At 72.3% G+C, this 11,444-nt stretch carries 11 protein-coding genes and 1 pseudogene; all 12 read right to left on the bottom strand.

Annotated elements, in window-relative coordinates:
* Positions 1-157: 157 nt before the first annotated feature.
* Positions 158-724, bottom strand: a complete 567-nt coding sequence (locus EAO72_RS09200; protein WP_148016762.1) for a phage tail protein — start codon at positions 722-724, stop codon at positions 158-160.
* A 6-nt stretch (positions 725-730) separates the two neighbouring features.
* Positions 731-2,701, bottom strand: a complete 1,971-nt coding sequence (locus EAO72_RS09195) for a putative baseplate assembly protein (protein ID WP_148016761.1) — start codon at positions 2,699-2,701, stop codon at positions 731-733.
* Positions 2,698-3,135, bottom strand: coding sequence for a GPW/gp25 family protein (locus EAO72_RS09190; protein ID WP_148016760.1), 438 nt, complete (start codon positions 3,133-3,135; stop codon positions 2,698-2,700). The genes EAO72_RS09195 and EAO72_RS09190 overlap by 4 nt, the downstream gene beginning before the upstream one ends.
* A 6-nt stretch (positions 3,136-3,141) precedes the next feature.
* Positions 3,142-3,423 (bottom strand): PAAR domain-containing protein, encoded by a 282-nt coding sequence (locus EAO72_RS09185; RefSeq protein ID WP_148016759.1) that lies wholly within the window; start codon positions 3,421-3,423, stop codon positions 3,142-3,144.
* Positions 3,424-3,456: 33 nt separating this feature from the next.
* Positions 3,457-5,343, bottom strand: a complete 1,887-nt coding sequence (locus EAO72_RS09180; RefSeq protein WP_148016758.1) for a VgrG-related protein — start codon at positions 5,341-5,343, stop codon at positions 3,457-3,459.
* Complete coding sequence (locus tag EAO72_RS09175; RefSeq protein ID WP_148016757.1) at positions 5,340-6,140, bottom strand: CIS tube protein; 801 nt, start codon at positions 6,138-6,140, stop codon at positions 5,340-5,342. Before EAO72_RS09175 ends, EAO72_RS09180 begins: the two co-directional genes overlap by 4 nt.
* Before the next feature lie 5 nt (positions 6,141-6,145).
* Positions 6,146-6,583, bottom strand: coding sequence for a phage tail protein (locus EAO72_RS09170; protein ID WP_148016756.1), 438 nt, complete (start codon positions 6,581-6,583; stop codon positions 6,146-6,148).
* A 155-nt stretch (positions 6,584-6,738) separates the two neighbouring features.
* Positions 6,739-7,182: a hypothetical protein gene (locus tag EAO72_RS41865; RefSeq protein WP_187284984.1), complete on the bottom strand. Its 444-nt coding sequence runs from the start codon at positions 7,180-7,182 to the stop codon at positions 6,739-6,741.
* A gap of 1,315 nt (positions 7,183-8,497) precedes the next feature.
* A complete protein-coding gene (locus EAO72_RS41860; protein ID WP_187284983.1) occupies positions 8,498-8,641 on the bottom strand; it encodes a DUF6760 family protein in 144 nt (47 codons plus the stop codon).
* Positions 8,638-9,081: a hypothetical protein gene (locus EAO72_RS09160; protein ID WP_148016755.1), complete on the bottom strand. Its 444-nt coding sequence runs from the start codon at positions 9,079-9,081 to the stop codon at positions 8,638-8,640. Before EAO72_RS09160 ends, EAO72_RS41860 begins: the two co-directional genes overlap by 4 nt.
* Positions 9,081-9,524 carry a phage tail protein gene (locus EAO72_RS09155; RefSeq protein ID WP_148016754.1) on the bottom strand — a complete coding sequence of 148 codons (444 nt, stop codon included), beginning with the start codon at positions 9,522-9,524 and terminating at the stop codon, positions 9,081-9,083. The genes EAO72_RS09160 and EAO72_RS09155 overlap by 1 nt, the downstream gene beginning before the upstream one ends.
* 69 nt (positions 9,525-9,593) lie before the next feature.
* A pseudogene (locus EAO72_RS09150) lies at positions 9,594-11,120 on the bottom strand (phage tail sheath family protein).
* Between the last annotated feature and the right edge of the window lie 324 nt (positions 11,121-11,444).

Here is an 11,444-nt window from a genome sequence, read left to right as displayed (position 1 = left end):
TCCCGGTCGGGGGCGGGCGCCGGGGGCTCCGGCCGTCCCGCCGCCCGCGGCGCCGGTCCGGCCTCGCCCGCCTCCGCCGGTTCCCACGCAAGGAATGCCTCGCAGGACGCGCAGAACTCGCGCCCCGGCGCATTCCGGTGACCACACGCCTCGCAGATCACTGCGCACCACCCTCCACGTCCGAGGCCGGAGGCAGGATCTCCAGCGTGTACCCCACATGGGCCGGGATCTCGGTCCCGATGAGCTCCTCCAGCCGCACCCGGTCGACGGGCCGCCCCGCCCGTTCGCGGACCCGGAGCGTCACCCAGGCGCTTGCCCGGCCCGGAAGCGCGGTCTGCGACACGGTCGACCAGGCCGTTCCGCCGCTCTCGGTGATCTCCGCCTCCACGCCCGTCTCCAGCCGTACCGCGTCGGCCAGCCCGCCCGCCGTGCCGCGCCGGGCATGCCGGGCGACCGCTCCCCGTACCGTCTCCCGGCGCCGCTCGACGGGACCGTCCTCGTGCGGGTCCACCGCCACCCATTGGGCCAGCCAGGCCAGGAAGTCCTCCGGGGCGCTGCGGGGGTCGAGGTGGGCGGGCAGGTTGTCGATGGTGAGCAGGACGGGTGCGAGCACCTCGTCGAGCGCGGCGAGGAAGCGCCGGAGGAAATCCTGCTCCAGGTAGACGGCGGGCAGTTGGTCGATCAGGGGGTGCGGGGTCGGAAGTCCGGTGACGCCGGTGCGCATCGGTATCTAGGCTCCCCTCACCCGGAGTTGGTGCTCGTAGCTGAAGACCAGCGCGTGCCGGTCCAGCGGGATCTTGGCCGTGGCGTCGGTGCGTTCACCGGTGACCGGATCGGCCCGGTAGAGCCGTACGTCCTCCACGAGGTCCACCCCGGGCACCCGCTGGAGCACGGCGAACGCCTCGCCCGACTGGACCGGTCGCCCGAACGGCCAGCCCTGCCCGTTCGGCCCGCCGGACAGCGCGTTGAAGTACCCGTACAGCGCGGCCAGCGCAGCCTCCCGTACGCGCTCCGCGACCGCTCCGCGTTCGGCCTGCACCGAGGCGACGACGGTGACGCCCTGGTAGAACGGCGGCTCGACGACGAGGCGCGCCCCGATCGGGCGGCGGGCCTCCAGATGCCCGGCGATGAGGCGAAGGGTGTGTGCCGGAGGGATGAGCTCGTCGAACTCGATCCTGCCCTGCTCGTCGCTGCGGCCGGCCGGGACGACGAGCAGCCGCACCCCGTGGGTGGAACCGTCGTCGTCCCCGGGCTCGCCCGCCCGGATGCAGTGCACGCGTGCCGCGTCCGGGGCGATGTCGCGGGCGAGGAGTTCGTAGTCGTGCGGGACGACGGCGCGGTGCAGGGTCCGCAGTGTCATCGGCCCGCGCACCCGGGCGCTGTCCACGCTCTCGCCGTCGACACCGCCGAGGGCCGGCCTGCGGTTCTCCACCCGGGCCACGTAGGGGATCGCGCTGCGCAGGACCTTCAGTGTCGATCTGGCGACATTCCCGCGCAGCCCGCCGCCCGTGCGGTAGGACCGTACCCGGACGGTGGCGCCCTTCGGAGGGACCGCGCCGTAGTGGCGGACGGAGCCGTCCCGTTCCCGTACGGCAGGCCCGAACTCGACACGGCCCGAGTTCGGGTCGAGGGTGATGTGATGGTCCTCGGGTCCGGAGTGCGCGAAGTCGTCGACCCGGGTCCACCGGGTGTACTCCGGCTCCGGTCCGCTTCCGGGGTCGGCCACCTCGACCACGAAATCACCGGGTACCACCGGCGGACGGGCCAGCTCGAACATCTGGCCCGGCACTCCTTCCGCCGCGCCCAGCACCTCGTCGGCGACGGTCTCGGCATGTTCGGCCGCCACGGTCGCGCCGATGGTGAAGGCGGTGATCCGGCGGACGACGGGCGGCGCCAGGTACGTGGGCCGGCCGTCCTGGGCGTCGATCAGGCGACAGCGCAGCCAGCCCCCGGTGCGCCGCACGACGGCCGCCGGGGTGTGCGTCCTCGGCAGGTGGAGGATCAGTTCGCCGGACCGGTTGAAGCCTCCGGTGTCGTCCTTCTCGATCTCGCAGACCGTCCAGGCGGAACCGTCCCAGGCCTCCCAGACCAGCGGCGGCCGCAGCGGATCGACGCCGACGCCCTCGACCTTGCAGTCGAGACGCAGGACGACGACTCCGGCGGGGACCGCGGCCGACAGACCGACGTAGAGACAGTCGCCGGGCGCCGGGGCCGCCCCGAAACACGTCACGTCCCGGCCCATCGCCAGCTCGTCCGTGCGGTCCGCCGCCTCCCCCGACACCGGCCAGGTGGCGAGGTGGGCGAAGGCGCAGGGAGTGATCGTCAGCTGCTCGGCGGTCGTGAAGACGACGGCTTCCTCCGTTTCCGTACGCACGGTGGCGACCTCCGTCCCGGCCCGCACGACGACCGGGTCGGGCCGGGGCGCGGAGAGCCGGAACGTCACGTCGGTGTGCGCGGCCGTGGGCGGGTGCAGCCGGACCCCGATCAGGTCGAGGAAGGTGAGATAGCTCTTCTCCGGCACCCGGTTCACGCGGTAGACGAGCTGGTCGACCATGGTGGCGAACGCCTCGATGAGGGTGACGCCGGGGTCGGACACGTTGTGGTCGGTCCACTCCGGGCAGCGCTGCTGGACCAGGCGCTTGGCCTCGTCCACCAGGCCCTGGAAGCGGCGGTCGTCCAGATGGGGACTGGGCAGCGTCACGCGCCGGCCTCCTCGTCGTCGTGGGTCGTCGGCTCCTGCGCGTGCTGCGGGATCACGTAGAACGGGAAGACGAGGTTGCGGGGGTCGTTGGAGCCGCGCACCGCGTAACCGATGTCGATGTAGAGGACCCCGTTGTCCGCCTCGTCGAACCGCACGGTGACCTCGGCGACGTCGATCCGGGGCTCCCATCGCTCCAGCGCCAGCCGTACCTCGTACGCGAGCTGTCCCGCCGTTCCCGCGTCGGCGGGCGCGAACACGTAGTCGTTGACGGCGCAGCCGAACTCGGGCCGCATCGGCCGCTCGCCCGGGGATGTCGCGAGGATCAGCCGGATGGACTCCTCCAGCTCCCGCTCGCCGCGCACCAGCGCGATGGACCCGGTGGCGTCCGTACGGGGCGGGAACGCCCAGCCGGCTCCGATGAACTGCTGTCCCATCCCGGCTCAGCCTCCGATCAGTACGGTGGCGCAGCCCGACACGACCGGCGAACCGCAGCCGCTCAGATCTCCGACCCGGGCGGCGGGGTTCCCGCCGATCCGCACGGTGGTGCTGCCGGGCGGCGCGATCGTGGACGGCGGGTGGGCGAGCGGGGACGCGCACTGGTGGGCGGTGCCGACCGTGGCGGCGGGCTTCCCGCCGATCAGCACCGACCCCACTCCGGGCGGCCCGACCGTGCCGGGGTGGCCGGTGGGGTCGGTGACCCGAGCGGCTGCGGCTGACGGCATGCGGTGTACTCCTCTTCCCCTGCTTGCGGCAGGTCAGTTGAGCGTGATCATCGGTGCGTTGACGGCCACCGACCCGCCGCTCCTCACGTCCATGCGCTGGGTGCCGTCGACCGTGACCTGGCCGCCCCGGACCTCCACGGCGCCGCCGGTGGAGAGCGCGACCCTGCCGTTCCCGCCGTCGAGGGCGACGCCGCTGCGGGACGTCACCGTGACGCTGTCGCCGGTCAGTTCCAGCGCTCCGCGTCCGGCGTCCAGCGCGACGCCCTCGGCCGCCTTGACGGAGACCCGCTCCTTGGCCTCGATCGTCACGCTGCCGTCGCTGTTGATGACGACGGCCGTCCCCCGCCGGTCCAGGTCGATGGTGAGCTTCCCGTCGCCGGTGCGGAGTCTGACTCCCTGCGGGCCGTTCGCCGCGTCCAGCAGTTCGAGCTGGTTTCCGCTCTTGGACGCGAAGGCGCGACGGTTCACCGCGCCGGTGGTGGGATCGACGAGGTCGCCGCCTTCGGCGGGGCTTCCCGGGGCGCCCGGAGGGCCTCCCCCGGGCCGGTCCTTCCCGTTGTACAGACCGGCCAGCACATACGGCCGGTCCAGGTGCCCGTGCTCGAAGCCGACGAGCACTTCGTCGCCGACCTCCGGGATGAAGGCCTCGCCGCCGCCCGTACCGCCGGACTGTGCCGTGCGCGCCCAGTCACTGGCGTACTCGTCGGACAGCCACGGGAAGCGCACCTTCACCCGGCCCGACCCCTCGGGATCCTGGGTGTCCGTCACCGTCCCGCTGACCAGGCCGGCGCATCGGCCGGGTAGGCCCGCCGCCTCCTTCCCGCCTCCGGTGAGTCCGAACAGTGAGCGTTCCTGCTGCCCGGACACGGTGATCCAGGTCTCGTACCCGCGTACGGCGTCGAACACGTGGCGCGTGGAGGTGACGGTGTACCGGCCCTCGAAGGGCGCGCCCACCGCGTTGAGCGCCACCGCGCTGCCCGCCCTGACCTCCGGGTTGCCCCGGATCGCCGCCTCCAGCTCCGCGAACGACCCGGCGATCCGTTCCGCCAGCGCCTTCGCCGCCCGGTCCACCTGCGCCTGCGCCCCGTACGCCGCGTCGGTGACGACGAACCGTGCCTCGCCGAACGGGGCGGACACCTCGGCGGCCGTCACGCCGAGTTCCAGGGTCGGCGACGTGCCGGCCGGGGCCCTGCCGATCACCGGCTGCTTCGCCGCGACGTCCCAGCCGCGCACTTCCACCTCGGACACCTGCTCGGCGGCGGAGACCCCGGCGCGGCACCGCAGCAGGTTGTCGCCCAGTTCGAGGACGAGCGGGTTGCGGTCGGCGCGCGCGGACCCGTCCGGCGCCCCGCTCGCCTCGGCGGGACGGGTGATGTGCAACTGCCCGTCCCGGACGTACGCCTGCGCCCCGGCCTCCTCGGCGAGCCCGCGCACGAACTCCCAGTCGGTGACGTTGGGCTGGGCCAGGTGCTCTATCACGGGTCCGGCGACATCCACCGTTCCGGGCTTCAGACCGGCGCGCTGGGCGACCTGTCGGCAGATGTCGGCGAGTGTCATGTTCTGGTAGCTGGCGACCCGCCGCCCCCGCATCAGCCGGTGCGACTCGTCGAGGCCCCGTACGACGGTGAAGGTACCGGTCTCGTCGAGTTCCACCTCGAGTGCGGTGACCACTCCTTCGAGCAGCGGCTTCGGTGCCGTGTCGCCGCCGGCGCGGGCCAGCAGCCGGGCCTCGCTGCCGATCCTCAGTCCGGTCTGCTCCAGCAGGACCCGGCCGGGGTCCCGGAACCTCAGCAGGAACAGGTCGGGGAGCGTACGGCTGTCGTCCACGTACCCCTCGACGAGGGTGTTCACGAACGTCGCGGGGAGCGGGGCGCCGTCGAACTCCACCACCAGCGCGCTGGCGACGCCCTGCCCGGTCATCGGCCTCGCCCCCGGTCCGCGTCACTGCCGAGTCTGCTCAGCTCGTCGAGAGCGGGCAGCAGCAGCTGCGTCCCCGGTGCGAGCCGCAACGGGTCGTCGATACGGTTCGCCTCCGCGATGATCCGCCACGCGCCGGCGTCGCCGTACTCCCGGTGCGCCAGCGACGGCAGCGAGTCCCCGGCCGCCACCCGGTGCACGCGCCGGGCGGCCAGCGCGCCGGAGGTCGGGTTCTGGCCGGGCGTCTCCCCGCTGATCTCCTCCATCGTGACCTGGCAGACGGCCCTGATCGGCACCCCTGAGGTCGTGAACAGGGTGTACTTCGCCGCGACTTGACTGACGTACCCCGGGAATCCGGTGAGCCCGCCCCAGTGGAACACCACCCAGGGTGGTGACGACCGCTGCTGCTGCCGCGTCTCGCTCGTCGGCACACAGCAGGCGAAGAGCTGCTCCACGGAGGTCACCACCCGGGTGTCCTGGGTGTCGCTGGCGTCGAAGAACATCTCGACGGTGAGCTTGCTGGGTTGCGAACCCTGGTACTCCGGCGGGCCGGAACTCTTCGCGCCCTTGGCCGGGGTGCGCTTCCAGGAGGCGGCCTTGGTCAGGCTCAGCTCCTTGGGGTTGAACTGGAAGTCGATCCGTCCGCACGGACCACCGGGTGTGAGCCCGCCGCCGGTGGGCGGCGTCCGCAGCTCCAGGTAGGCGTGCTCCAGCTTGGGCCTGGCCGAGCCGCCCTTCCCCGCGGACGCCACCCCGGACGTACCGGCGGCACTGAAGGCGATGGGTCCCGCGCCGCTCATCCTGCTCAGCCCTCCATCACGTAGCCGTGGTGGGCGATCTCGATCGTCTCCATCGCGACCTTGGGCGACTCGGGAGTGAACGAGGGACCGGTCCACCGGACGGGGACGACCTCCAGCAGCCCCCACTGGGCCACCTTCCGCCCGTCGCCGGTGCGCGCCTCGATGTGCGCCGTCTTGCGGCTGAACCCGGTCGTCATCGTGGCGAACCAGCGCGCCACCTTCTCCGTCTCCCGGGTGAGCGGGCGGGACAGCTTGACGTTGGAGTACTTCAGCCGGGTGGGCAGCTGCCACAGATGCCCGTTGTTGCCACCCTCCTCCCGGGTCTCCAGGACCACTTCGCAGCCCAGTCCGTCGCAGGTGTTGAACGACCCGAGTTCGATGTCGTCGATCGTCACGACGAAGCAGACGCTGACGGCGGGGTCGTCGTCCGGGGAGGTGGCCATGGGACGTGCCTCTCGATCGGTGGCTCGGTGACTCGGGGACGCGGGTGGCTCGGGTACTGGGGTGACTCAGCAACTCGGGTGGCGCGGGTACTCGGGTGGCTCCGGTACTCGGGTGACTCAGCAACTCGGGTGGCGCGGGTGAAGGGCGCTGATCGTCAGTGGCGGGTGTCGATGTGGAAGCCGGCGCGTTCGCGGTCCAGCCGGAGATCGGCCTTCAGGAGGCGGCTGAGCGGTCCGTAGAGCGCCCGGACCAGCTCGTCCGAAACGGTCGGGACCCCCTGGCCTGCCGCCGCCCCCGCGCGGGCATCGGCGTCACCGGCTGCGAGCCGGGCCTCGGGGCCCGCTGTCGTCTCGGGTCCGGGCTCCGGCTCCGGTTCCGGTACGGGAGGCGGCTCGGGGTCCGGCAGCGGTGGCGGCTCTTCGGCGATTTCGGCGTCCCGCTGGATGACCGGCCGTGAGGTGCCGTGCAGGGGTGCGGCCCCGAAGACGACGCTCCCGTCGGCCATCCGCTGGGCCACCCCGGCCGCGACGGCGACGGCACCTGCGGCCGGGAATGCGTCGGCCCGGCCGCCCGTGCGGACAGTCGCTGATGCGGGCACGGGCGGCGCCCCGGCCGCCTGGCGTTGTACGGGCGGCGCCCCGGCCGCCTGGCGTTGCACGGGCGGCGCCCCGGCCGCCTGACGCTGTACGGGGGCCGCCTCACGCTGGAGGAGTGGTGCCGGCGGACCGGCGGGCGCTCCCGGATCCGGGACGGTCCACCGTACGGGTACGGCAGCGGGCTCACTCGGCGCCGGGCCGGGCGGCGGCATCCGCCGCGCCCCGCCGCCGCCCTCGGACGAGCGCTGGACGACTGCCCCGGCCGCAGTCCCGGGGGCGGTGGCGGACCGGAGGGAGAGCGGCCGATCCCCGAGAAGTGGCGCGGACGGGCCGGCGGCGGGTGGAGGTACGGGCAGGAGCCCGTCGCGGACGGCCTCGGAGCGCTGGACGGGGACAGTGGATGCCGGGGTCGCGGCGGCCACGCCCTTCCCGCCCGGCTCTCCCCCGGAGACCGCTCCCACCAGGGGTGCATCACCGAGCAGCGGGACGACCCGAACAGCCGCTTCGGTCCCGCCGGATGGCACGTGGACTCCCGGCGTCGAGGGCGTCGCATCGCCCGCCGAACCGAAGGAATCGTCAGCCGAGGCCACCGAGTCGGGCTCTGTCTGCACCACCGGCGGCCGGGACGCTGAGGCTTGAGCATCCGACGGCCGATGGGCCTGTCGCTGAACGGTGGGCGGCAGACCGGGCAGCGGCGCCCCGAGTCCGGGCGTGCGTCGAGGGGATTGTGCCGAAGGGGCGGAATCAACGCGCTGACGCAGCGCCGCACCCGGCGAAGGCTCGCTCGTGTCAGACCCCGGATCCGTCCGACCGGCCGCCTCCGATCGCTGCACGAGCGGCTCGTCTCCCACCAAGCGCCGTACGGGCAACCCGGCTTCGGCCGACGAGCCCGCAGTGGTCGTCAGAGCGGGACCGCTCTCCCCGTACGCGCGCTGAACAGCCACCGGAGCGGGCCTGCTCCGTGGCCGGAGCGGCATGTCGACGGCCCGCTGGACCGCGGGAGCTGCCGGCGCCGCGAGGGCGACTCCGTGCACCAGCCCGGCGGGGGCCTCCGGGCTGACCAGATGACCCAACGGCGTACCGAGTGCGGTGTCCTGCCTCGTGGTCAGCGCCGCCTGGAATCCACCGGGGTCGATCATGAGGTCCTGTCCGGTCACGGACCGCTGCACGGGCGCCAGGCGACTCACATCGACACGGTCCGCCCGGCCCGGCCGCGAAGCGTGCCCGTCACCCGGGGACGGATCGTCGCCGGCGGAACGACCGCCGCGCAACCAGGACATCAGCCCCATGAATCTCCCGTCCTCCCTGCGCTCCTCGCTACTGCCCGTTGAGGCGAGCGATCTGTGCGACGAACTTCAGCCGTTCCGGATGCTCCAGATCCAGCAAGTCGTCCAGCGGCCAGTGGAAGTGGTAGGCGAGGTACGCGACTTCCTCGTAGAGCAGGTCGGCCGCGTACGTCACGATTCCCCCAGGCGACCGCCGGCGAGATCCACCGCGAACTCCTCCTTGCAGGACGGACACGACACCGCGGCGCGCGTGTGCCCCTCCGCGTTGATCCGGCGGTAGAAGTCCTGGAGGAAGGCCAGGTCGGAGGCGAACAGGTCCTCGATGACTCCTGGATGGATGTCCTCGACCGTTCCGATCCTGGTCACGACGCGGGAGATCAGGACGACGGACAGATAGGCGGAGTTCTCGCGCACCCGGTCGTCGCGCAGCGGCACGAGTTCGTCGCGGGCGGTCGCGAGACGCATCACGCCGGAGCGGTGGACGGTGCCCGCCTCGTCGACGTACCCGCGCGGCAGGTCGAAGGCGAACTCCGTACGCAGCGGCTCGGACCGCCCGGCGCTCTCCCGCTCCGCCGACTCCCCCGGCGGGGCCTGGAACTGGACCGTGCGCCGCATCAGTCGAGCTCCATGCTCTCGTACGTGATCGACAGTTTCTCCGTGAGGACCGAGGTGTCCCCGGCCTTCAGCGTGCCGATCTCCAGGGACTTGGGCCAGGCGTTGATCAGCTTGTACCGCTTGATGGGCAGACCCTCGTAGTCGTAGACGATGACGGCACCGTTGCGCCGGGCGCTCATCATGCGGCCGAACCGGGAGTCCTTGATCCAGCGTTCGAAGCTGTTGTCCTCCGTGAGGCCGCGCGTGACGGTGACCTCGCCGGCCTTGGGCCGGCCGGGCAGCTTCTTGATGGCGTACTTTCCGTCAGCGGTGTTCTGCTTCAGCTCGATGACGTCCTGCTCCATCTTCAGACCGCTGACCTCGGTGATCTGCTTGATGATGACGCTGTCGAACTCCAGGCCGAAGGAGTGTCCGACGGAACTGTCAAGATCGGGAAGCGGCACAACAGGCTCCTTACGCCATGTGGGAGGACGGGCGGGTCACTGCTGATCGAGTCGTCGCCGACAGCCCGGTCATTCGTCGACTCCCCCGGTCCCGCCGGTCAGCTGGGAGAGCCGGAACACCACGAACTCGGCCGGCTTGACGGGTGCGACGCCGATCTCGCAGATGACCTGCCCCGCGTCGACGCTCTCGGGCGGGTTCGTCTCGCGGTCGCACTTCACGTAGAACGCCTCGTCGGGTGTGAGCCCGAAGAGGGAGCCCTTGCGCCACTCGTTCACCAGGAACGCCGAGACCGTGCGCCGGATGCGGGCCCACAGCGCGTCGTCGTTCGGCTCGAAGACGACCCATTGTGTGCCCGCGAGGATGGACTCCTACAGGTAGTTGAAGAGCCGCCGGACGTTGAGGTAGCGCCAGGCCGGGTCGGAGGCCAGTGTCCGCGCGCCCCAGACCCGGATGCCGCGCCCGGGGAAGGAGCGGATGCAGTTGAGCCCGATCGGGTTCAGCAGATCGTGCTCGCTCTTGGTGAGCTGCGTCTGCAGCGCCACGGCGCCGCGCACCACCTCGTTGGCCGGCGCCTTGTGCACTCCGCGCGTGTCGTCGTTGCGCGCCCAGATCCCCGCGATGTGGCCGCTCGGCGGTACGAGGGCGGCGCGTCCGGAGGCCGGGTCGGCGACGCTGATCCAGGGGTAGTAGAGCGTGGCGTACTTGGAGTCGAAGTTGGCCCGGTCCGTGCGCCAGCTCCTGACCTGCTGCGGCGAGAGGCCGGGCGGCGGGTCGAGGATGGCGACGCGGTCGCCCATCAACTCACAGTGGCTGATGAGTCCTTGCTGCACGGCGATCACGGACTCCAGGTCGAGCAGCCCTCGCTGGTACGCGCCCATCAGGTCGGGCACGGCGATCATCGTGACCTCGTCCACGGCTTCGAGGCCGCCGAGCCCCGTGCGGCGGTCGGCGTCACCGACGTACGCCTCAGGGGCGAGCGCACCGGCGCCGCCCGCTGCGGGGGCGGCGGGGGCGAGCGCGACCGACTGGGCGTCGGGCCGTGCCGGGGCGGCGCCGCGCCCCGTCTCCCGGATCTCGATGAGCTCGGACTTCGCGTTGACGCGGGTCGCGACGTTCTCCTTGCTGCGTTTGGTCGTCACGGACGGGTACGTCTCCGCGACCTGCCCGTCCCGCTTCACGATCAGCTGGAAGACGTCGGAGGGCGGGTCGTCGCCCTCGGCCTCCGCGACCTGCACACTGATCTCGCCGGCCACACCGGCCCGGGGCTTGACGGCGTACGGCCCGATCTGGACCTCGGCCCCGGCGGCCAGTTCCCCCGCGCCGGTGTCCGCGCCCTCGGCGATGCGTACGACGTAGCAGATGCCGCCCCCGTTGGCGAAGAAGCCGTAGACGGCGGAGGCGAGGTACATGCCGTCGACGAAGTCGCCGAAGGTACTGGCGAACTGGCTCCAGTTGGTGATGAGCGTCGGCTCGTCGAACGGCCCCCGCTGGGCGAAGCCGACGAAGGCGGCGACCGAGGTGCCCACCCCTTCGATCGGCCGGGATCCGGACTCGACCTCTTCGACGTAGACGCCCGGGGACAGGTACGACGGCATATGAGCCTCTCCTTGACGCGCTCCTCGATGTGCTCCGCGCCCCGTTCCATGGCCGGGACCGCGAGTCATTCTCATCACTTGCGCGATCACCGGGAACGGATACTCGGCCGCCCCGCCGTGCACGGACGGCTGCCCGAAGAGGCAGTCCGCCGGCACCTCACGCGCCACGGCGACGTGCCCCGGCCACGGCCCGCGCATCCTCCGCCCGCCCGGTACGCGCGCGGCAGCCTGACACACGACGTCCGGGCGGATCGGTGGCTGGCGGGAGGGTCGGATGAAGTCGGTTCCGGAGAAGACCCCCACCGCACCGGCCCACCCCGACGC

Origin of the sequence: Streptomyces sp. OR43 (assembly GCF_008042275.1) — a bacterium.
Lineage (GTDB): Bacteria > Actinomycetota > Actinomycetes > Streptomycetales > Streptomycetaceae > Streptomyces.
Note: the sequence above shows the minus strand (reverse complement) of the source record. Positions and strands in the feature narration are given on the sequence as shown.